Source organism: Streptomyces sp. NPDC002054 (assembly GCF_040296685.1).
GTDB lineage: Bacteria > Actinomycetota > Actinomycetes > Streptomycetales > Streptomycetaceae > Streptomyces.
In genome coordinates this window covers 47,659-68,908 of record NZ_JBEOXT010000005.1, presented here as the reverse complement: position 1 = coordinate 68,908, position 21,250 = coordinate 47,659, and the positions used below count along the sequence as shown (strand labels likewise).

21 protein-coding genes and 1 pseudogene are annotated in these 21,250 nt (G+C 69.3%); 8 read left to right on the top strand and 14 right to left on the bottom strand.

The window, feature by feature from the left end; all coding sequences use genetic code 11:
- Positions 1-66 precede the first annotated feature (66 nt).
- Positions 67-2,094 (top strand): Stk1 family PASTA domain-containing Ser/Thr kinase, encoded by a 2,028-nt coding sequence (gene pknB / locus ABT123_RS06095; protein ID WP_351310274.1) that lies wholly within the window; start codon positions 67-69, stop codon positions 2,092-2,094.
- Between the two features lie 181 nt (positions 2,095-2,275).
- Entirely contained in the window at positions 2,276-3,292 is a 1,017-nt protein-coding gene (locus ABT123_RS06090; protein WP_351310272.1) for a restriction endonuclease, read from the top strand.
- A 41-nt stretch (positions 3,293-3,333) separates the two neighbouring features.
- Here ABT123_RS06090 and ABT123_RS06085 read toward each other — a convergent pair whose 3' ends face one another.
- From ABT123_RS06085 to ABT123_RS06060, 6 genes and pseudogenes are all read right to left on the bottom strand, one after another.
- A complete protein-coding gene (locus ABT123_RS06085) occupies positions 3,334-4,047 on the bottom strand; it encodes a class E sortase (RefSeq protein WP_351310270.1) in 714 nt (237 codons plus the stop codon).
- Between the two features lie 12 nt (positions 4,048-4,059).
- Positions 4,060-4,890, bottom strand: a pseudogene (locus ABT123_RS06080) (class E sortase); the annotation flags it as partial.
- Entirely contained in the window at positions 4,833-5,471 is a 639-nt protein-coding gene (locus ABT123_RS06075) for an aminodeoxychorismate/anthranilate synthase component II (RefSeq protein WP_351310268.1), read from the bottom strand. The gene ABT123_RS06075 and the pseudogene ABT123_RS06080, both read right to left, overlap by 58 nt.
- Entirely contained in the window at positions 5,468-5,644 is a 177-nt protein-coding gene (locus ABT123_RS06070) for a hypothetical protein (protein ID WP_351310266.1), read from the bottom strand. Before ABT123_RS06070 ends, ABT123_RS06075 begins: the two co-directional genes overlap by 4 nt.
- 48 nt (positions 5,645-5,692) lie before the next feature.
- Positions 5,693-6,433: a class E sortase gene (locus tag ABT123_RS06065; RefSeq protein WP_351310264.1), complete on the bottom strand. Its 741-nt coding sequence runs from the start codon at positions 6,431-6,433 to the stop codon at positions 5,693-5,695.
- Complete coding sequence (locus ABT123_RS06060) at positions 6,396-7,178, bottom strand: DUF881 domain-containing protein (protein ID WP_351310262.1); 783 nt, start codon at positions 7,176-7,178, stop codon at positions 6,396-6,398. Before ABT123_RS06060 ends, ABT123_RS06065 begins: the two co-directional genes overlap by 38 nt.
- A 93-nt stretch (positions 7,179-7,271) precedes the next feature.
- Here ABT123_RS06060 and crgA point away from each other — a divergent pair, with 93 nt between their 5' ends.
- Positions 7,272-7,526, top strand: a complete 255-nt coding sequence (crgA, locus tag ABT123_RS06055) for a cell division protein CrgA (RefSeq protein ID WP_351310260.1) — start codon at positions 7,272-7,274, stop codon at positions 7,524-7,526.
- Between the two features lie 176 nt (positions 7,527-7,702).
- Here crgA and ABT123_RS06050 read toward each other — a convergent pair whose 3' ends face one another.
- Together ABT123_RS06050 and ABT123_RS06045 are read right to left on the bottom strand one after the other, a co-directional pair.
- Positions 7,703-8,539 carry a rhomboid family intramembrane serine protease gene (locus ABT123_RS06050; protein WP_351310258.1) on the bottom strand — a complete coding sequence of 279 codons (837 nt, stop codon included), beginning with the start codon at positions 8,537-8,539 and terminating at the stop codon, positions 7,703-7,705.
- Between the two features lie 100 nt (positions 8,540-8,639).
- Complete coding sequence (locus tag ABT123_RS06045) at positions 8,640-9,167, bottom strand: peptidylprolyl isomerase (protein ID WP_351310560.1); 528 nt, start codon at positions 9,165-9,167, stop codon at positions 8,640-8,642.
- A gap of 184 nt (positions 9,168-9,351) precedes the next feature.
- Between ABT123_RS06045 and ABT123_RS06040 the strand changes: the two genes are divergently transcribed.
- Positions 9,352-10,047 (top strand): DUF5324 family protein, encoded by a 696-nt coding sequence (locus tag ABT123_RS06040; protein ID WP_351310256.1) that lies wholly within the window; start codon positions 9,352-9,354, stop codon positions 10,045-10,047.
- A gap of 54 nt (positions 10,048-10,101) precedes the next feature.
- On the opposite strand, the gene ABT123_RS06035 is transcribed toward ABT123_RS06040, so the two are convergent.
- The gene (locus tag ABT123_RS06035; protein ID WP_351310255.1) at positions 10,102-10,389 is read right to left on the bottom strand and encodes a hypothetical protein; all 288 of its coding nucleotides are present in this window, start codon (positions 10,387-10,389) and stop codon (positions 10,102-10,104) included.
- 274 nt (positions 10,390-10,663) lie between these two features.
- On the opposite strand from ABT123_RS06035, the gene ABT123_RS06030 reads away from it, so the two are divergent.
- The gene (locus tag ABT123_RS06030; RefSeq protein ID WP_351310253.1) at positions 10,664-11,632 is read left to right on the top strand and encodes a transaldolase family protein; all 969 of its coding nucleotides are present in this window, start codon (positions 10,664-10,666) and stop codon (positions 11,630-11,632) included.
- Here the strand turns inward: ABT123_RS06030 and ABT123_RS06025 are convergent.
- A complete protein-coding gene (locus ABT123_RS06025) occupies positions 11,622-12,272 on the bottom strand; it encodes a methyltransferase (protein ID WP_351310251.1) in 651 nt (216 codons plus the stop codon). The genes ABT123_RS06030 and ABT123_RS06025 overlap by 11 nt on opposite strands.
- 281 nt (positions 12,273-12,553) lie before the next feature.
- On the opposite strand from ABT123_RS06025, the gene ABT123_RS06020 reads away from it, so the two are divergent.
- Complete coding sequence (locus ABT123_RS06020) at positions 12,554-14,473, top strand: helix-turn-helix domain-containing protein (protein ID WP_351310558.1); 1,920 nt, start codon at positions 12,554-12,556, stop codon at positions 14,471-14,473.
- Here ABT123_RS06020 and ABT123_RS06015 read toward each other — a convergent pair.
- Together ABT123_RS06015 and ABT123_RS06010 are read right to left on the bottom strand one after the other, a co-directional pair.
- Positions 14,449-15,717, bottom strand: coding sequence for an IS701 family transposase (locus ABT123_RS06015; RefSeq protein WP_351310249.1), 1,269 nt, complete (start codon positions 15,715-15,717; stop codon positions 14,449-14,451). The two genes, ABT123_RS06020 and ABT123_RS06015, sit on opposite strands and share 25 nt — an antisense overlap.
- Positions 15,718-16,294: 577 nt before the next feature.
- Positions 16,295-17,158, bottom strand: coding sequence for an NTP transferase domain-containing protein (locus tag ABT123_RS06010; RefSeq protein ID WP_351310247.1), 864 nt, complete (start codon positions 17,156-17,158; stop codon positions 16,295-16,297).
- Positions 17,159-17,202: 44 nt separating this feature from the next.
- On the opposite strand from ABT123_RS06010, the gene ABT123_RS06005 reads away from it, so the two are divergent.
- A complete protein-coding gene (locus ABT123_RS06005) occupies positions 17,203-17,631 on the top strand; it encodes an NUDIX domain-containing protein (RefSeq protein ID WP_351310245.1) in 429 nt (142 codons plus the stop codon).
- Here ABT123_RS06005 and ABT123_RS06000 read toward each other — a convergent pair.
- Positions 17,626-19,380, bottom strand: coding sequence for an SUMF1/EgtB/PvdO family nonheme iron enzyme (locus ABT123_RS06000; RefSeq protein ID WP_351310243.1), 1,755 nt, complete (start codon positions 19,378-19,380; stop codon positions 17,626-17,628). The genes ABT123_RS06005 and ABT123_RS06000 overlap by 6 nt on opposite strands.
- Positions 19,381-19,552: 172 nt before the next feature.
- On the bottom strand, positions 19,553-19,990 hold the full coding sequence (locus ABT123_RS05995; RefSeq protein ID WP_351310241.1) for a pyridoxamine 5'-phosphate oxidase family protein: 438 nt from the start codon (positions 19,988-19,990) through the stop codon (positions 19,553-19,555).
- 679 nt (positions 19,991-20,669) lie between these two features.
- Here ABT123_RS05995 and ABT123_RS05990 point away from each other — a divergent pair.
- Positions 20,670-21,248, top strand: coding sequence for a hypothetical protein (locus ABT123_RS05990; RefSeq protein ID WP_351310239.1), 579 nt, complete (start codon positions 20,670-20,672; stop codon positions 21,246-21,248).
- Positions 21,249-21,250: the final 2 nt, after the last annotated feature.

Genomic DNA, 21,250 nt, shown 5'->3' with positions numbered 1-21,250 from the left:
GCGCGAGCAGCACACCGCCGGACCACACACCGGTGCGGTCGGGACTGACGGAGAGGGCTGGAAGTTATGGAAGAGCCGCGTCGCCTCGGCGGCCGGTACGAGCTGAGCCACGTGCTCGGCCGAGGTGGCATGGCCGAGGTCTACCTCGCCCACGACACCCGGCTCGGTCGTACCGTCGCCGTCAAGACTCTGCGCGCCGACCTCGCACGCGACCCGTCCTTCCAGGCCCGGTTCCGCCGCGAGGCCCAGTCGGCCGCCTCGCTCAACCACCCGGCGATCGTCGCGGTCTACGACACCGGCGAGGACTACGTCGACAACATCTCCATCCCGTACATCGTGATGGAGTACGTCGACGGATCCACCCTGCGCGAGCTCCTGCACTCCGGCCGCAAGCTGCTGCCCGAGCGCACCCTGGAAATGACCATCGGCATCCTCCAGGCCCTGGAGTACTCCCACCGGGCCGGGATCGTCCACCGCGACATCAAGCCCGCCAACGTCATGCTCACCCGCACCGGCCAGGTCAAGGTGATGGACTTCGGCATCGCCCGCGCCATGGGCGACTCCGGCATGACCATGACCCAGACCGCCGCGGTCATCGGCACCGCCCAGTACCTCTCCCCGGAGCAGGCCAAGGGCGAGCAGGTCGACGCGCGGTCCGACCTGTACTCCTCCGGCTGCCTGCTCTACGAGCTGCTGACCGTCCGGCCGCCCTTCGTGGGCGACTCCCCGGTCGCGGTGGCCTACCAGCACGTCCGCGAGGAACCGCAGCCCCCGTCGAACTTCGACTCCGAGATCACCCCCGAGATGGACGCGATCGTCCTGAAGGCGCTGGTCAAGGACCCCGACTACCGGTACCAGAGCGCCGACGAGATGCGCGCCGACATCGAGGCCTGCCTCGACGGCCAGCCCGTCGCCGCCACCGCCTCCATGAACGCCGGAGGCTACGGCTACCCCGACCAGAACCACGGCTACGGGCACCAGGGCTACGACCAGCCCACCACCGCCCTGCGCGCCGCTGAGCCCGGCCAGACCTCGATGATGCCGCCGATGCCCCCCGGGGACGGCGGCTACTACCCGGACCAGGGCTACGACCAGGGCGGCCAGCGCCGCCGCGGCAGCCAGAAGAAGAGCCGGGCCTCCACGGTCCTGCTGGTCGCGGCGGGCATCCTGGTGCTGGTCGGCGCCATACTGATCGGCCGCTCGCTGTTCAGCGGCAATGCCGACAACCGGCCCAGCGTGCCCCAGCTCGTCGGCATCGGTTTCGACGAGGCCGTGCGCAACGCAGACAACGTCGGGCTGAAGGTGGTCAAGGAGGCCGAAGAGGCCTGCGACACCCAGCCCAAGGGCATGGTGTGCTCGCAGAACCCGGCCAACGGCTCCCGCCTCGACAAGGGCGGCGAGATCAAGGTCAAGGTCTCGACCGGCAAGCCCAAGATCGCGATGCTCGACGTGCTCAACGTGCCGGCCGACGCCGCGGAGAAGGACCTGCGGGACAAGGGCTTCGTGGTCGAGCGGAAGACCGAGGAGTCGGCCCGCACCCCGGGCACCGTCATCAAGCAGAGCCCGACGGGCGGCACCCAGGTCGACCAGGGCTCCACGGTCGTCCTGACCGTGTCCAAGGAAGTGTCGAAGGCCACCGTCCCGGACCTCAAGGGCCTGACGGTGAACGAGGCGAAGAAGAAGCTCCAGGAGAACGGCCTCAAGCTCGGCAGCACCACCGAGGTCGAGTCCGCGGAGAAGCCGAAGAGCATCGTCGGCCAGAGCGAGACCGCAGGCTCCGAGGTCGAGCCGAACACCGCGGTCAACGTGGAGATCGCCAAGGCCGCGGCACAGATCACGGTGCCGCCGCTGACCGGCCGGACCCTCGCCGAGGCAACGGCCCTGCTCGCGCAGAGGGGCCTGACCCTCGGCACGGTCACCGGCCCCACGGACGAGACCGCCAGGATCACCGTCTCCGTGCCCGGCGCCAACCAGCCGGTCGCCCCGAACAGCGCGGTCAACGTCTGGACGCTGCCCGGCACCCCGATCATCCAGCAGCAGGACGGCGGCGCCAACGGCAGCAACAGCGGCTGGTTCGGCCTCGGCCGCCGCTGAGACCCACCCCTGCCCAACACATAGCCCGGCCCCTCCAAGGAGGGGCCGGGCTATGTGCTTTTTGTATGGCGTACCGCACTCCGCACATTTCCACGAAGCCCGATCGTGTCTTCATATGTCGGGACTCGTTGATCCGAATGGGGTGGGGTGTCGGACTCCGCCCGGAAGGGTGGGAGTAGTCGTGATCAACGAATCGGTACTGCTGGAATCGCAGACGCTCCGGGCAGGAGTCCTGGACCGCACAGACGTGCTGGACCGCGTGAGGACACTCTCCCTGCTGCCGGACGGGCTGCACGTGACCACGGCGATGGTGGCGGCGTACTACGAAGTCACGGACAACGTGATCCGGCAACTCTCCCAACGCCACCGCGGCGAACTCTCGATCAACGGAATGACGGTTCTCCAGGGCGAGCAAATGCGACAATTCGAGAGTGACAACCTGTCACTCTCGACGCACCGCCGCAGCCTCACCATCTACAGCAGGCGGGCCGTCCTCAACATCGGAATGCTGCTGCGGGACAGCGAAGTCGCACGTCAGGTGCGTACGTATCTCCTCGACACCGAGCACGCGGCCCGCACGCAGCCTGTGGATAAAGTTGTCCACAGGCCTCCGTGGGAGGCGATCGACGAGCGGATCGACGACCGCATCACCGACGTGCTCCGGATGACCGTCACGCCCATGCTGAACGCGCTCATCGAGACCGCCGGCGAGCAGCGCAAGGAGCTCATCTCGCTCCGCGAGGACGTGGACCGGATCCGGCAGCGACTCGACCGGCACGAGCCCGCCCGGGGCGTCCCCGCCCTCACCGGCATCATGGGCACCATCGACGCCATGAACTGGCGGCAGTTCGAGCACCACGTCGCCGGCCTGCTCCGGCGCGACGGATGCACCGACGTCGTCGTCCACGGCGGCCACGGCGACCGCGGCGTCGACATCAGCGCCCGCACCGCCGACGGCCGCAAGGTCGCCGTCCAGTGCAAGAACTTCGCCCCGTTCCGGCACGTCCTCAGCGCCGAGATGCAGAAGTTCCTCGGCGCCGCCAAAGTGCTCCACCAGGCCGACGTGGCCCTCTTCGTGGCCACCTGCGCCTTCACTCGCGAGTCCCTGGCCATCGCCGCAGAGACCGGCGTCACCGCCGTCCACCGCGGCCTGCTCGAGGCCTGGAGCTCCGGCGTTGCCCTCCAGGCGCTGCGCTGAGCCGGCGGGCCGGGCCGCGGGCCGGTCAGCGGGTCAGCTGGTCAGCGGAGTTCCGGTGGCCTGGTGCGGTTCTTGTCGACCTTGTCCGTGCGGACCAGTTCGCCCCAGACGATGTACCGGTACTTCGAGGTGTACACCGGGGTGCAGGTGGTCAGGGTGATGTACCGGCCCGGCGTCGTCCGGCCCGATTCCTTCGGTACCGGGGCCAGGACGTTCACGTTGTACTTCGAGGTCTGCCGCAGTTCCGCGTAGACCCGGTACACGTACCAGGTGTCCTTCGTCTCGAAGACGATCGGATCACCCGTCCGCAGCTTGTGGATGTTGTGGAACTTCGCCCCGTGCCCGTCCCGGTGCGCCGCCAGCGAGAAGTTCCCCGACGCGTCCCAGGGCAGCGCCGACTTCACCGGATCCGTGTAGTACCCGGCCACCCCGTCGTTCAGCACCTCCGCCGAGGTCCCCCGCTTCACCAGCACCTCGCCGTTGCGCAGCGCCGGCACGTGCAGGAAGCCGATCCCGCCGGCCGTGTCCAGCGCGCCCGGCCCCGCGGCCGGCGCGGAAGGCGCCGGTGCTGCCAGCCACCGTTCGCGGACGGCATCGGCCTTCGCCGAAGCGGTCCGGTCGGCCAGGACATTGGTCCACCACAGCGAGTACACGACGAACAGGCCCAGCACGAGGCCTGCCGTGATCAGCAGCTCGCCCAGCAGGCTCAGGAAGCCCGCGATCCGGTGACGACGGGGACGGACGGCGTGTGACACTGCGGTGGTCCTCTACGAGCTGGCGAGCACGGGCGGAGCGCCCTGGCTCCGGGGGCGTTCGTCGACCATCCTGCCCCATACGATCATCCGGTAGGTGCTCGTGAACTCCGGCGTGCACGTGGTCAGCGTGATGTACCGGCCCGGGCCGGAAAACCCGGACCCCTCCGGCACCGGTTTGATCACCGACACATTCGTGGGCGGCGTCTGCGGCAGCATCGAGGTCATCTCGTACGTGTAGTACGCATCCCGGGTCTCGACCACGATCGGGTCCCCGGGCCGCAGCCGGTTGATGTACCGGAAGGGTTCGCCGTGGGTGTTCCGGTGGCCGGCCACCGCGAAATTCCCCGCCTTGTCCCCGGGCATCGCCGACTTCAGCGCACCGTCCGCGTAATGCCCGACCATGCCCCGGTCCAGCACCTTCGGCTTGCTGATCCCCTGGGCCACCGGCACCTTCACGTCCAGCTTGGGGATGTACATGATCGCGAATCCCTGGCCCGGCGAGAATTCCGACACCGCGGGCCCCGGAACGCCCGCGTCCCAGTCCTCCCGGAGCGAGCCCGCCGCCCCGTTCGCCTGCCGCTCCGCCAGCACGTTCGTGTACCAGAGCTGGTACGTCACGAACAGCAGCATCACCAGGCCGGCCGTGATGAACAGCTCCCCGGCCGCCCGGCTCGCGATCACCAGCGGGCCGCCCCGCCGGCGCCGGCGGGCGCGTTTGGCCGCCTCCTGGGCAGCCCTGCGCCGCGCAGCCCGGCCCCCGGAGGGCACGGGCGGCGCGTACGCGGTCACGCGACGGCCTTGCCCACCACCGGGGCCAGTCCCACCGAACGCTCCACGGCCCCGGTGTCACCGCACCGGACCAGCCAGTTCGCCAGCATCCGGTGGCCCCACTCGGTGAGCACCGACTCCGGGTGGAACTGCACACCCTCGACGTCGTGCTCCCGGTGCCGCAGCCCCATGATGATTCCGTCCTCGGTCCAGGCCGTCACCTGGAGCTCGTCCGGGACGGTCTGGGGCTCGGCGGCCAGCGAGTGGTAGCGGGTCGCCGTGAAGGGCGACGGGAGGCCCTGGAAGACGCCCAGGCCCTCGTGGGTGACGGGGGAGGTCTTGCCGTGCAGCAGCTCCGGGGCGCGGCCCACCACGCCGCCGTACGCGACCGCCATGGACTGCATGCCCAGGCAGACGCCGAAGACCGGGACGCCGGTCGCGGCGCAGTGCCGGACCATGTCCACGCAGACGCCGGCCTCCTCGGGGGTGCCCGGGCCGGGGGACAGCAGGACGCCGTCGAAGCCGTCCTGAGCGTGGGACAGCTCCACCTCGTCGTTGCGCAGCACCTCGCACTCGGCACCGAGCTGGTACAGGTACTGGACCAGGTTGAAGACGAAGCTGTCGTAGTTGTCCACAACCAGAATGCGCGCGCTCACCGATTGGCTCCCGATCCCTCGTCGACTGTCACATCGTTGAACGGGAGAAGTGGTTCGGCCCACGGGAAGACGTACTGGAACAGCACGAACACCACGGCGAGCACCAGCGCCAGGGAAATCAGCGCGCGAATCCACGCGTTGCCCGGCAGATGCCGCCAGATCCAGCCGTACATAACCGCCCGTTGTCCTTCCCGTACCCCCCGTGGGTGTTCCGGAACAGCCTAAAGGCTGGCGCGCTTCACCGGCCTTGTCTCGGTCAGTTCCGCCCACACGATAAGGCGGTGGCTGTGTCCCCACTCCGGATCGCAGGTCGTCAGTGTCAGGTAGCGGCCCGGGCCGGTGAACGGGGAGCGCTTCGGTACCGGATCGACCACCCCGGTCTCGGTCGGCAGTGTGCGCAGGGGCCGGTTGCGGACCGTGTACGTGTACCAGCTGGTCGCGTCCTTGATCACCACCGTGTCGCCGGGGCGCAGCTCGGGGAAGTCCTTGAAGGGGTCGCCGTAGGTGCGCCGGTGGCCGGCCACCGCGAAGTTCCCGGTTCCGCCCGGCGGTGCGGTGCCCTCGTAGTGGCCCAGGCCCTTCTTCAGGAGCTCGGCACCAGTCCCCTCGATGACCGGTTTGACCCAGTCTGCCCCGAAGCGCGGAATGTACATCTCCGCGAAGGCCCGGCCCCGGGGGCGAGAGACCGGCTCCTGCGGGGCCAGAGGGGGCTCTGGGGCGCCGGAGGGCCGGGGAGCGCCCGGAGCCTGCCCGGCCTGCGGGGCCGCCGCCCAGCGGCCACGCAGCCGCTCCATCTCGCCGTCCATGGCCCGGTCGGCCTTCACCCCGGTCCAGAACACGACGTACGCCACGAACAGCACGATCACCGTGCCGACCGTCAGGCACACCTCGCTGAACGTCCGGACCACCAGGCGGACGACGACGTCACGCGGAACTCTCGGCGCTTGCCACGGGCTTCGCATAGTGGAGGTCAACTGTGCCGGAGTAGCCGGGCAGAGTCACCGCCTTGTGCTCGTCGACTTTCCAGCCCAGCCCGTACGCGTTGACGTACAGCTGGTAGTTCTGCAGCGCCGGGGAGGCGGCCAGCGCCTTCTTCAGCTGGTCCTGGTCCCCGACGGCCGTCACCTTGTACGGCGGCGAGTAGACCCGGCCCTGCAGGATCAGGGTGTTGCCGACGCAGCGCACCGCGCTGGTGGAGATCAGCCGCTGGTCCATCACCTGGATGCCCTTGGCTCCGCCCTGCCAGAGCGCATTGACCACGGCCTGGAGGTCCTGCTGGTGGATGACCAGATCGTTGGGCTGCGGCTCGGGCACGTTGGGGATCTTGGCCGTGGCGTTGGGCGGGGCGTCGTTGAGGGTGACGGTCAGGCCCTTGCCGGAGAGCTCCTCGGTGCCGGCGGCGGTGCGCAGCGCCTGCAGCCTGGCGTCCTCGGCCCGGGTGCTGCCGTCGTCGCGGTCGGCGAGGGCGTCGACCTCGCGGCGGACGGCCGCGGTGCCCTCCCCGAGCTCCTTGTTGTTCTGGGAGCGCTCCTGGATCAGGTCGGAGAGCCTGAGGAGTGAATCGTCCGTGCGGATGTTCGTACCCTTGGAGGTGTTGAAGCTGGTCACGAAAATCAGGCCGGCCAGGGCGAACACGGCGGCGGTCAGCAGCCGGACCGGTCTGGCCCGGCGACGGGGACCCGCGGAGGAGCCGTCGGAATTGCTCAACGTACCCTTCTCCTTCAACACGCCGAAGACCCACTACGCTAACGGACGCCCGGGGGAGGCAAGGTCCCCAGCGCATCGACAGGAGAGACCCTCGTGCCGAAGTCACGTATCCGCAAGAAGGACGACTACACGCCGCCGCCGGCGAGGCAGGCGCAGGCCATCAAGCTGACCAGCCGCAGCTGGGTCGCTCCGGTGATGCTGGCACTGTTCCTGATCGGGCTGGCCTGGATCGTCGTCTTCTATGTCACGGAGACCCAGCTGCCGATTGAGGCACTGGGCAATTGGAACATTGTAGTCGGTTTCGGCTTTATTGCGGCGGGTTTCGGCGTATCCACCCAGTGGAAGTAGCCGCGCGAGCCGAAGCACTCCAGGGGTTCCGGCGCAAGCTCTCCCCTTAGTTATCCACAGCGCTATCCACACCTGAGGAAAAGATACGAAGGTCTGTGGATAAGTAAGTGGGCGGCCCCCGGTTGACGCCGGTGTGATCAGTCGGTCGGGGGCAGGCCGGGGGGTCGGGCCGGGGGTCAGGGAGTCAGCTCGGCCGTCCGCAGCAGGATCATCGCGGCGGATGTGCAGAAGACCAGGACGCAGACGGCCCACTGCACGGCGACCCGGTTCCGGCCGCCGGCCGTGGGCCACACCATGGCCGCCCCGACCAGGGCTCCCGCCACCAGGCCGCCGATGTGGGCCTGCCAGGAGACACCGGACGGGATGAAGGTCATCGCCAGCATCAGCACGAGCATGCCGGCGACCGGCGCCATGTCATACCGCATCCGCCGCATCAGCACGGCGGTGGCGCCGAACAGGCCGAAGACGGCACCCGAGGCGCCGAGGGTGGCCAGGTTCGGCGGGGTGAGCAGATAGACCAGGGCGCTGCCGGCCAGGCCGGACAGCAGGTACACGCTCAGATAGCGGGCCCGCCCCAGGGCCGCCTCCAGCGGGCCGCCGACCACCCACAGGCCCAGCATGTTGCCCGCCAGGTGCCACCACTCCTGGTGGAGGAAGACCGAGGTCAGCAGCCGGTGGTACTCACCGGTGGAAACCCCCTGCACCGGTCCGCCGATGTATTCCACATACCGGCCCAGCAGCTCCAGATGGACCGCGAGGGCGGGAGAGGCCAGCACCGCGAGGAAGACGGTCACATTGATCCCGATGAGGATCTTGGTGACCAGGTGCGGGTCGCCCGCGGTGAGGGCGGCGCCCGCGACATTGCGCGGGACGGCGACGGGGGCTCCGCGGACGCACTCGGGGCACTGGTAGCCGACCGAGGCACTGATCATGCAGTCGGGGCAGATCGGCCGCTCGCAGCGGGTGCAGCGGATGCCGGTCTCCCGGTCCGCATGCCGGTAGCAGGTGTCCATCGGTTCCCTCGGTCGGCGGCGACGAAGGCGGGACGCCGCCCCGCCGGTCCGGTACGTATCGAGTACGGACGGACAGGGCGCAATGGTTCCCGGGCGCGGGTCAGCGCTTCTCGATCACAACGGATTCGAGGACCACGTCCGTCAGGGGCCGCTCGGTGCGCGGGTTGGTGGGGAGCTTGGCGATGGCGTCGACGACGGCCTGGCCGGCCTTGCCGGTGACCTTGCCGAAAATGGTGTGCTTGCGGGTCAGCCAGGCGGTGGGGGCGACGGTGATGAAGAACTGCGAGCCGTTGGTGCCCGGCCCGGCGTTGGCCATGGCGAGCAGGTAGGGCTCGGTGAAGGCGAGATCGGGGTGGAACTCGTCGGCGAACTGGTAGCCGGGGCCGCCCATGCCGTTGCCGAGGGGGTCGCCGCCCTGAATCATGAAGCCGCTGATGACCCGGTGGAAGACGGTGCCGTCGTAGAGACGGTCGGTGGTCTTCTGACCGTCGCTGGGGCGGGTCCACTCACGCTCGCCGGTGGCGAGTTCGGTGAAATTGCGGACGGTCTTCGGCGCGTGGTTCGGCAGCAGCTCGATCTCGATGTCGCCGTGGTTGGTCTTCAGGGTGGCGTAGAGCTTCTCGGCCACGGATCTGCCTTCCATAGTCATCACTGTCGGTTCCAGATCCTCGCACGGTGTGCCGCTTGGTCAAGAAATCGTCGGAATCGGCCACCCGTATGCCCTGTCACGCATGCCGCGAGGCGTTATGGGAGGCATGATCCGACAAAGGGTGGAAAGGTGAACTGTGTCCGCCACCGAGGAGGAGGATCCTGTGACGACCCGCAAGGACAGCGTGCGCGCAGCGGCCGATAGTGCGAAGGACACCGTGCGCTACGCCGCGGACGTGGTGGTGCCGTACGCAGAGACCGCCAAGGAAGCAGCGGTGCGCTACGCGCACGAGGCGAATGTGCGGTTGACGCCCATGGTGTCGTCCGCGGCCCAAGAGGCGGCACGGCAGGCCCGTTCGGCCTATGACACCCACCTGCATCCACGAATGCAGCAGGCCCGTACGCACGTGCCGCCGCCGGTGGACCGGGCGGCGACGACTGCCGTACTGCAGACCCGCAAGGCCGCCCGGCAGGCAGCCGACTACACGACACCGAAGATCGAACACGCGATCGCCGCGACGCAGCCGGTCGCCGAGGAGGCCGCGTCCCGGTCGGCCGCGGCGTACGCGGCGCTGAGCGGCAAGGTGTCGGCGAAGGAAGTGCACCGGCTGGTGCGGCGTCGGGAACGGCGCGAGAAGTGCGGGCGGGCGCTCCGCGGGGTGGCCCTGGTCGGGCTGCTGGCCGGGGCGGCGTTCGTGGCATGGAAGTGGTGGGACCGGCAGTCGAACCCGGACTGGCTGGTGGAGCCGCCGGCGGCGACGGAGCTGTCCGCGCGGGACAGCGAGCCGCCGAACCTCGACGACGAGCTCCAGGCGAAGGAGGCGGCGGAGGCCGAGGCCGACGCCGACAAGAACCACTGAGCAGCGCAGGAGAAGAAAGAAAAGAAGGGGCCCGAATCCGGGCCCCTTCTTCCGCTAGTCGGGGTGCTTCTCGGGATGCGGAGGCGGCTTGGGCGCGGAGCGCTTGGCGGTACCCGGCGGGACGTGCGGGGTGACCTGCTTCGGCTGGGCGGCGCCGGGCAGCGGGGTGTGCTGCGGTGGGGCAGAGCGCTTGGCCGCCTCCGGCGGCGTGTGGGTGGTCGGTGTGCCGGGCGCGGGCCTGGGGGGCGCGGCAGGAGCTGCCGAACGGGCCTGTTCCGCCGGTTTCCCGGCGGCTTCCTGCGCCTTTTTCCGGTCGGACTTGAGGAAGTCGAAGATTCCCATGGTGGTACGCCTCCGGCGTGGTTGCCCCCCTGAGCCGTGTGCCCCTTATCCACTGTCGTTCACCTGGGGCCGGTCGGCCGGGTGACGGGTCCGTCCGGGGGATCCACCGACGATGTTTCACGTGAAACGCGAGGCATCGCCCGCCACTGCATCCTGACGATTTCTGGAGCGGTTTTCAGACAATCTTCGGTAGTCGAGATCTCGACCCGCGCCGACCTGACAAGGAGCCGGGGAAAATCAGCAGCAAAGGGGCGCACCCGCCTACGCTCGGCTCATGATGAGCCAACCTGCCATGGCGCTGCTGAAGCAGTTGGCGGCGGAGGGAGTATCGCCCTGGCTGGCCGCGAGCAACGCGGACCTCATGCCGGGCGCGCTGTACCGCCCCGCCGAAGCGGCGCTGCTCCACGGCGCCGTGGCCACCGATGCCGACCCCGACACCGCCCGGCGGACCTGCGACACCCTGTGGGACACCTACCTGGCGAGTGAGGGCCGGCACGGGCGGGTGTCCGTACCGGTGGACCCGCGGGTGGCTCACGATGCGCAGGCCATGGTGGCGGACGCCCGCTCCGTACACGCCGAGGTGGGCCGGCCCAATCTGCTCCTGCGCATCCCGGCGACCGAGGCAGGACTCCTCGCCCTGGAGGAGTGCGTGGCCCTCGGCATCGGTGTCGATGCCGATCTCGTCTTCTCCGTCGAACGGTACGACCAGGTGATCGGCGCCTACCTGAACGGTCTGGAGCGGGCCCTCACGGCCGGCCGGCCGCTCGACGGGATAGCCGCCGTGGCCTCCGTGCCGGTGGGTCTGCTCGACGCCGAGGTCAACGCCCGCCTCTCCGCGCTCCCCTCCCGCAGCGGGCCCGCCGTCCGGGCGCAGGACACCGCGGCCGTCGCCCTCGCCCGGCAGATCTACCGGCTCCGGGAGGAACGGCTCAGCGGCGAATGGTGGCGGGTGCTCCGGGCCGCGGGCGCGCTCCCTCCGGGTCTGCTGTGGACCGCGGTCCGCCCCCGCCACATCAGCGAACTCGTCGGCACCAACACCGCCCACGCGGCCTCCCTGGAGGTTCTGGAGAGCGCCGCGACGCAGGTGGAACTGCGCGGGGACACCCTGCTGAACGCACACATCGAGGGCCGCCGCGCGCTGGACATCCTGGAAACCCTCGGGGTCCGCATGGCGGACGTCGCCGACGTGCTGGAGACCGTGGAGCTCAACCGGCTCCAGCACGCCTGGGTCCTCAGATCCTGACCGGCAGGATCTGAATCAGCAGGTGCTCGACGTACTCGGCCTCCCGGCCGGGTTCTCCCTCCCGCACCCGGTGACTGCGCAGCACCTTCAGCTCCCGCCCGCACTCCTCGGCCATCCGGTACAGGCCCGGCACATCGCCCCGGTCGCTGAAGTGCAGCAGCGCCGAGCCGTTCGGCGCGAGCCAGTACGGCGCCTGCTCCAGATAGCGCCGGTAGGCCCGGTCGCCGGAATCCCGGTGGGTGCGCCCGTACGGCGCCCCGGACAGGTCGCCCTCCGGTGCCCGCACACAGGGGGAGCTCCAGAAGATGGTGTCGAAGCGGTCGCCGTCCCCGAGACCGGAGAACAGATCGCTGTGCAGCGCGCTCAACCGGTCCTCCACCCCGTGCCGTTGGGCGTTCGCGGCCGTGTTCTCCACCGCCCGCGGGCTGATGTCGGCGGCAACGACCCGGTCGTATCCGGCCACGGCCGCCATCACCGCGATCACCCCGGTCCCACAGCCCACGTCCAGGAAGGACCCGCCGCGCGGGGGCGCCCCGGGCACATCCAGATCCAGGAAGTCCACCGCCCGTTCGGTCGCCGGGCAGAAGACCGGGGCGAACACCCGGTGGAGCGACCGCTCAAAGTTCTGGACCTGCGTCATCGGACCCCCGTCACAACCCGTGGCACGGCGCCGGACTTGGCGCCCAACCAGACTGATCTGCAACAGGTCCTCCCAGAAGGTGGCCAGACAACCGCATCACTTGCGGCGAACGGTGCCCGAGCCACACTGCGCCGCTCTGACCTGGCACTCTTGACTCAAGTTAATGTTGACCAGGCCCTGTTGACCGCATTACGTTCCACCGGGGCAGGCAGCACAGCGGTACGTCGAGGGGGACGATTGTGATGTCGGGGAGTCAAAAGCGGCATACGGATGTGTCCGAAATGCTGGAGCTGCTGGCCCGAGAGGCACCCGCCGAGGAATTCGAGCGGCTCGTGTACGAAGCACGGAACTCCGGGGCCTCCGACGAGGAGCTGGCCCGCCTGACCCGGGCCAAGGACCTCTCCCTGAACATCCGCGGCCTCTTCGCCCGCCGCCAGCAGCGCGAGGCCGGCCTCAGCGCCCTCGTCGACACCGCCCGAGACCTGACCCACCCCTACACCCTCGACACCCTGCTGAACATCATCACCCGCCGCGCCCGCCTGCTGCTGGGCCTCGACATGTCCTGGGTGACCTTCCACGACTTCCCCGAGTCCCGCTCCATCGTGCGCGCCGCCGACGGCCACACCTCGGCGATCACCGTGGGCTTCGCCGTCCCGATGAACGGCGGCGTCGGCCGCCAGGCCAGCCAGCGGTCCGCCCCCTTCTGGTCGGCGGACTACCTCCGGGACGACAGCTTCGTCCACTCCGACATCATCGACAACGTGGTACGCGCCGAGGGCCTGCACGCCATCATGGCGGTGCCGCTCCGCCACGAATCCACCGACCTCGGCAACCTGTACGTCGCGGGCCGGCGCATCCGGCACTTCGACCCCGACGAGCTCTCCCTGATGAGCTCGCTCGCCGACCTGGTCGCCGTCGCCATCGAGAAGACCCGCCTGCTGGACCGGGTCCGCAACGAGGTCGCCGGCCTGGAGCTGGACACCACCCGCGCCAAGCACTCCTCCGCCGCCGCACACCGGTTGCGGGACACCCACAGCCGGCTGATCGAACTGGTCCTGGAAGGCGGCGGGCTGCCCGCCCTCGCCGCCGAGGCCGCCCCGCTCCTCGGCGGATCCCTCATCATCCGCGACCACACCGGCCGCGACATGAGCACCGTCGGCGAGTTCCCCACGCTGGACGAGAACACCATCCGGGCCGCCTCGCTGGACGCCCACACCGAACGCCGTCCGGTCCGCTCCGCCGACGGCCTCTGGGTCACCCCGGCCCTCGCCGGCCAGGAGATCCTCGGCACCCTCCTGCTGGCCCCCGACCCGGCGGCCCAGCAGCCGTCCTCGGACGCCCCCGAGACCATCCAGCTGCTCGCCCTGGTCGCCCAGGCCACCGCCCTGGTCCTGCTGATGCAGCGCAGCACGGCCGCCGCCGAGGGCCACGTACGCGACGAGCTCTTCAACGACCTCCTCAAGGAGGACCAGTTGCCGGCGGCCAAGCTCGCCGAACGCGCCCGCCGCCTCGGCGTCAACCTCGACGGCCCACACGTGGTCGTGGTGGCCCGCCCCGAGGGCGGCTCCCTGGGCCGGGCCGTGATCTGGGCCTCCTCCTACGCCCACCAGCACTCCGGCCTCAAGAGCGTGGACGGCGGCTGCATCATCCTGCTGCTGCCCGGCACCGATCCCTCGGCCATCGGCAAGACCGTCTCCCACGAACTCACCACGGCCCTCAACAACGCCGTCACGATCGGCACCGCGGGCCCGGTCACCGAGCTCACCGCGATCAGCCGCACCTACCAGGAAGCCCGCTGCTGCCTCGACGCCCTCACCGCACTCGGCGGCCGGGGCGGCACCGCCTCGCCCCGGGAACTGGGCTTCCTGGGCCTGCTGCTGTCCGACAGCCCCAACACCGCCGGGTTCATCAACAACACCATCGGCCCGGTGCTGGACTACGACACCCAGCAGCGCACCGACCTGGCCCGCACCCTGGAGGCGTACTTCGCGTCGGCCTGCAGCCCCACCCGGGCCGCCGAAAGCCTCCACGTCCACCCCAACACCGTCTCCCGCCGGCTGGAACGGATCACCGAACTCCTCGGCCCCGAATGGCTGGAGCCCGCGCAGGCCCTGGAAGTCCAGCTGGCCCTGCAGATGCAGCGCACCCGCCAGGCACTGGTCCGCGGACGCCGGGATCAGGCGGGCCGGGCCTCCGGCTGAGCTGCCCGCACCCCGGCCAGCGGCCTCACCCCGGCCGGCGCCAGCGCCTGCGGCTGCGTCTGCGCCCCGGTGAGCGCCTGCACCGCGTGCGCGGCCGACGCCAGGGTGGTGTGCCGGTGCCAGCCCTCGAAGGACCGGCCCTCGAAGTCGACCATGCCCACCCGGGTGGAGATCCCGGCGAAGTCCCGGCCGACGCGCTGGGTCAGCTTCGCCAGCCGCAGCAGACCGCCCCAGGGCACCGCGCTCAGATCGGTGATCCAGCACTGCTGCGGCCGGACCCCCGGGCCGGTCCACTCGCCCATCAGCAGCAGGGGCCGCCGGGTGCCCGGCAGCCGCACCGGAACCGCCGCCACCAGACTCGTCCGGACCGCCATGCTCGCCGGATCCGTCCAGGTCACCGGGCGCCGCAGGGTCCGCAGCATGCGCAGCAGCTGATCGGCGGAGAGCTCACGGCTGTCATGGCCCGCCAGCACCGGAGCCGCGGAAGCCGGCCGCGCGGAGCCCAGCATGGCCGACGCCGCGGGCAGCACCCGCGTGGAGCCCCGTACGGAGGCCAGGAACGGCATCCGGGCCGCCTCGAACCGGCGGGCCACCGCGGCCGGTTCGCTGTCCGGCAGATCCATGACCACCGGCCGCGCCCGCCCACCCACCCAGCTCTGCGCCTCCAGCGCGGCCCCCGCCACACACTCCAGCGGGGTCACCGGCAGACCGCCCCCGGCGGACCGGCCGGAGGCGGGCTCCTCACGCCCGTCCCGGGCCTCCCGGGCGTCCTCCTGGGACAGCATCAGCCGCCAGTTGAGCGGGGCGCTCAGCTCGTCGTTGGCCGCCCAGATCCCGAACACCTGCTGGCTGTTGACCACATGCCCCAGGCTGGGCACGAACCGGCGCTCCACCCCCACCGTGTGCTGCCCCGCCTTCGGGATCACCACCGACTGGGCCACCCAGGCCCGGGGCCGCAGGGACCGCTCCAGGCGCAGCGCCAGGGCCTCCCGGACCAGGCTCCAGTCCCAGGTGGAGGAGGAGATGAAATGGTGCAGGCTCTGCTCCGCCGCCCGGTCGCCCACACAGGCCGCGATATTGCGGATCGACTTCCGGCCCCCGGCCGACAGCAGCCCCCGCACATACAGCTCGCCCTTGCGCCGCTGGTCACTGCGCGGCAGCGGAGCGAAAAGCTCCGCGCACAGCGCCCCCACAGCACTCTCCGGCACCCGGTGGCCGATCTGTTCTTCCCGAACGAGACGCATCCCCGTGTCTCCCCCTCCGTCAGCGGCCCGCCGCTACCGGCAGGACCTCAAAGGTGCGCCCCGGGCCCGGGGGTTGCCCAGGTGCGCCGACCACACACCTGGCCCCACCCGATGCACGCTGGGCCACCCCGCACCCCTCCCCACCCGCCACGATGCGCCGCGCGGCCGGTCGCAGACCGCCGGAGGGAGGGGCGCGGACCACCGGCGGTGCAGGGGAAGCGCACAGCACGGGGCCCAGAGCACGAAAAAAACACCCCCTCCGACCGCGTTGTCGCAGGTCGGAGGGGGTGTGAGAGTGGAGCCTAGGGGAGTCGAACCCGAAACGGACGACGCTCCGACCTGCGGTTTTACCAAGTCTTTGCGAGAGAATCGGACTTTCCGACCCGTTTCCGTCCCGCTCCATCCTGCTCGATCCTGCTGCCCCGACTCGATGTGCCCACTGGTGGGCACACCCTCAAAACCCGTTGCGGCTGCAACTCGGATGCGCCTCTCAACCCCAGAATTGTAGGCTTTCAGCCGCCCCGCGTCCGGCAAACGCGCAAACAGTGTGCGCGCACCCGACGGTCACGGAGCCGGACTAGCCCAAAGCAGGCATTGACGTCTGAATCGCGTCGTCAACGGTTCCTTCCGTATTCGGCAGGCCGAGGTCTGTGAAGGGCTGCGTGCTGGTGACCACGTCGACGCGATGGGATTGCGCGTAGGACGCCAGTGCCAGAGAGAGCTTCGGCTCGCTGGCCGCCTTCCGCGTGCCTACGGCGAGGTAGTCCAGCAGGCCCGGCGTTACTCGCATCCGCCCTTGGAGGAGTCGGAGGTTGGCGATGCCGCATTCAGCCTCCAGTAGGGCCGCCTGCTCACGGTCGGGTTTCTCGATCAGCCCCGCCATCCTCTGTGCAGGCGCATCGCCCGTGCAGACGATCACTCCGTAGTTGCTCGCCGCGTCCACGTTGAACGGTGCGGCTAGCACCGCGGGGGTATCCAGTGGCGTCGCTTTAGCCAGCGTGGACAGCGCCGTGTGCGTGGGATCGACGTTGTCAGCGAAGACCACGTAGAAGTCCCCCGTGCGCAGGTGTTCGGCACCGTTCAGCACGGATGTGATGTCGGCGTACCTGCCGTGCTGGGCGATGAAGTCGACTTGAAGGCAGTCAGCTGCCGAGGGCTGGGCTGGAGGCTGGTTGGTGAGCGTCTGGTAGTGGGCCAAGGCTCCGGGGGCGAGGACCTGGCGGGTCCAGTCGATCAGCGGCGTGTAGTAGGGGTGGTGGACCACTACAGCGTGGGCACTGCCGAGGGCGGCGGCTTCATCCACGATGTGCGCCAGACCCGGCCGACCACAAACCGGCCGCAGCTCCTTGGGCAGGTACGGCGACCAGCTACCCACCCGAGTGCCCAGTCCGCCTGCGGCGATAACCACGGGGGGCACCGCAGAGGCTGTCGGCAGATTCATCGGTGTCCCCTTCGGGCCGGTCCCCCGAGCGATAGCGTCGGCGGATGCATACACGTGTGACGGGCATCGTCATCGAGGACGACAAGATCCTGGTGCTCAACCAGGACACCGACGGCCCCAGGACCTGGTCCCTGCCCGGCGGCAAGGTCGAGGACGGCGAGGCTCTGGAAGAGGCGCTGATCAGAGAAATGAAGGAGGAGACCGGCGCCGAGGTTGAAGTGGGCCGGCTGCTGTACCTGTGCGACAACACGAGTGCTCACGTCGTTCACATCACCTTCGAGGCCCGCATCGTGGGCGGAGAGATGGGAGCGGTCAAGGAGGGTGCGGACACGCGGCCGATCCGAGGCGTCGAGTTCGTGGCGCTGGACGACCTGCCCGACCGAGGCTTCAGTGACGTGTTCGTGAAGCTCTGCCGGGACCGGTTCCCGGGCGCGGGTTCGTACATGGGGCCGAAGTCCGCGATCGGCCTATAAGCCCAGCGAACTGATCAGCAGCCGGTCGAGTCCGCCCGGCGTGGTCCGGGCGGACTCGTTGACGGCGTCGACCCACTGATTGAGCCGGTGCGCCAGCTCCCATGCTCCGAGCCGGGCGGCATCGGTGGTGTGGGGGTCGCGCACCAAGCGAACCCCAACGCCTCGTGACGAGCCCAGCAGGTAGCGCGAGCGGACAGCCGACACCGCATCTTCAGTGCTCGGAGTGTTCCAGGCCGCACCGAACAAGTACCGCTGCATGGGCTGGGATTCGGGCAGCGGGGGGCCATCGCCACACCAGATCTGAACGTTGCCGATCAGGTGGTGAATCTCCCGATCGCCAAGGCCGGGTTCCACCACAGGACAGCTGTCGCCCACGACATAGCCGCTGTTGTGCGCCCGCGCTCCTTTCGTGGCGGCCAAGGCTTCGGCCCGGCTGGGTAACCGCGCTCCGAACCAGGCGGCCGCGACGGCCGCCCCGATCCACGTGACCCAGTACGCGGGATGGGACTCGTATCCGCGGCTGACCCGCCAGCGCCGATCGGCCGGGTCCTGGTGGAGTCGTCCACCACGTTCGTGGGGCATCGGGCACACCAGGAGATTGGTACCGAGCCGGGAGTTCACTGCCCCGCCCGCGTGCAGCATGGTCAGCAGCTCGGCCATTTCCGCGTTGGTGACCAGCAGATTGCGCCACTGGGCCTGCCCTACTGGCCTGTAGGCCGGCTTGGCCATCCTCTGGGGAGAAGGTTGGGGGCGGACGCGGCGGCTGGGCCGGAGCACGGGTTCGTGCACCTCGTACTGATCGTCACCTGCGAGCCACTGGGTGACGGTCTCGGTCACTTCGGGGTCGAGCTGTTGGCGAGCCTGGGCGACCGTCTTCTCTACCGCAGCGCTGACGAGGTCCACCACACCGGCGGCCAATTCGGCGACCAAGGTGTCCTTGCGTCCGGTGGTGGCGAAGGTGGTGTCCGTCGCAGTCGTGGCGCCAGCAGCGTTAGGCGACTCGTCGGCCGGTTCCGGCATTCCGATACCGAGGAACTGGGTGAGGCCCACTTCTGTACGTCCGGGATCGCTGACGTGCTGTTCGTACGGGATGACCAGGCGGGGACGGCGGGACGGCTCGTCTCCGTCGGAGAGGGCGCGGGCGAGCAGCAGCGCGTTCACGACGATCAGCCGCCCCAAAGCGGTGGCCGGTTCGGGATCGTCTTGCGGAAGGAGCGGGGCGAAGACCGTGCGCCACCTGGGTGCGCGGGCCGTCGCGGCAACCTGCGCGTAGCGGTCGCCGTAGCGCCATCGGTCCCAGAGCCGACCTCGGGCGAACGAGGAAGCGATCCCGATGGGTGCCCGGGTCAGGACGACGGCCGGCGATTCAGGCAACATGCCCAGCACGGTGTCCGTGGCGAAGAAGAGATTCGTCTCCTTGACCAAGTGCCGGGGTTGCCCGTGCAGGTCGCTGAGCGCGCACAGGAGATGGTGCCAGCCCAAGCCGCTGAGTCCGGTTCCCTGAAGACTCGGCGGCACGCGGTTACCAGGCGACAACGGGTGTTCGCGACCGAGCTGCTGGCGGAAAGGCTCGTTGTGCTGCGGCATTGCCCCGCGCAACGAGTCGGACAGCCAGTTCGATCCGACCCTCTCGAAGATGCCGAGAGCCAGCGCGGGTGGCGACGCTGGCCTTACGTCCTGCTCCTTGAGGTGGGCGTCCAGACGCGCGACGATGCTACGGATAGTGCCGTCGGGCAGAGCCGTGCTCAACGCGGGGTGAGGCTTCGCGGGCGGTAAGGGTGCCGCGCCGGGGTCCGCCTGTTCGTGACTTGTTGTCATGACCCGCAAACGTAGAGCCACTTCGGTCACCCACCCCTGAGGAAAACTCAGGGCTGAGTAACGCTCAGGGTCTGCATATGCCTATGTCGTGGGTCGCTTGACGCTACGCAGAGACCTGGGCTGCCTGGGGTCGGGCGCCCAAGGTCTGACCCAGTGCCCGTTCGACCGAGACCAGGATGACGACCCGCTCAGGGTCCGGGGCCGGCGTACGGCCATATCGCTTTCCGTAACGGGCAACCGCGTCTTCGACCACAGCCTCGTCGGTGCACACCTCCGCCACCCCTTCGAGCGTGGCCCATCGGCCTCCGTCGACCTGGCACAGGGCCACGCGGGCTTCGCCCCTACCCGCGAGAATGTTGGCCACTTTACGACTCGATTTGCGGGTGATAACTCGGGCCACTCCAGCGGCGACATCTACCGTCACGCCGACGGGTACGACATGAGGTCGCCCATTGGGCCGCAGTGTGGTCAATGTGCACAGATGGTACTCGTTCCAGAACTCCAGGTAACTGTCCGGCTGGGCGGATATCGCGTTCGACATGGCTGAAAGCGTAAACGCCTCAGTTGCCCGAACTGCCCCAGAGTGACCGCCGCCACACCCCCTCCGATCAGCCACTTTGTCCACTTCGAGGGCGTTTGCGAGAGTGCCCGGCCCACCTGAAGTCTCAGGTTGATAACGGAGTCCCCCAGCGACTCGCAAGAGTTGATCCGTTCACGCCAGACAACAAAGCCCCAGTTCAGAGCCTCGTACGGGATTGAACAAGGTTGATTTACGTCGCTTTGACCAGCCGAAGTTACCTGCCGCCTACACGAATCGATCATGCTTTTCAGGCCATGCCTTGTCGGAAGCGTCACGTACTGTCCAAAGAGGTTCCCGGGAGCTCCACGGGGCGGCCCCGCTCGGGGCGTCAGCGGGTGTTCACCTACGTGACATCCGTACCGACGGGAAGCCCTGGATGCCTGGCATCCCTGCCCCCTGCAAGGGGGTTTTGTGGGGCGCAGGCGCAGCCGACTGCGGTCGCTTTCGGCGCCGGGAACCGGACGTCATCGACATGGGCGCGGTGTCGCCTGGCTCGGGGGAGCCATCACCTGCCGGTTGGAGGGATTACTCAGTGTGGTCGGATAAGAGTGGTCGAGACTCGGCGGAGTCCAAGGTTCCCGCTCAGGACGGAGTCAACCGCCGACGTCTTGGACGCTGGCGTTCAGCCGCGGCCCGGACGGTGGAGAAGGATCTGCACCGTCTGATTCGGCGGGAGCTGCAAGACCTCGGGGTCACTCCCCCGCTCGACGTTCACGATCTTTGCGAGAAGCTGAGCCGGCGGCGCGGGCGTCCACTGTTTCTGCGTGCAGCTCCGCTGCCCAAGCCCGGCCCCTCGGGCATGTGGGCGGAGTACGACACCTACGACGTGATTCTTTACCAGCAGGAGACGACCGAGCTGCACCAGGATGGGATCATCCTGCACGAGGTCGGACACATCCTCGTGGCGGAGAACGAGAAGGCAGCCGAGGACTCCGCCCGCGAGGTGGAGACGGATACGCCGGAAACCGCCCCTGATGAAGACGCGGCGGCCGTCGACGTGGAGGGGTGGGCCACCCTGATGCCGGTCTTCGGGACCGAGGCGGTCAAGCGTGTCGCCCAGCGTTGCTCGTACGACGACGGCGAGGAGTGCTCCGTCGAACTCGTGGCGACGATCATCCTGGAGTGGTCGGCCCTGCTCGCAAACTCCACCCCTCCGGCTGATGATCCCGCCCTGCGCCGGGTCGAGGCGGCTCTTGGCGACCGGCGAGGATGGCTGTAACT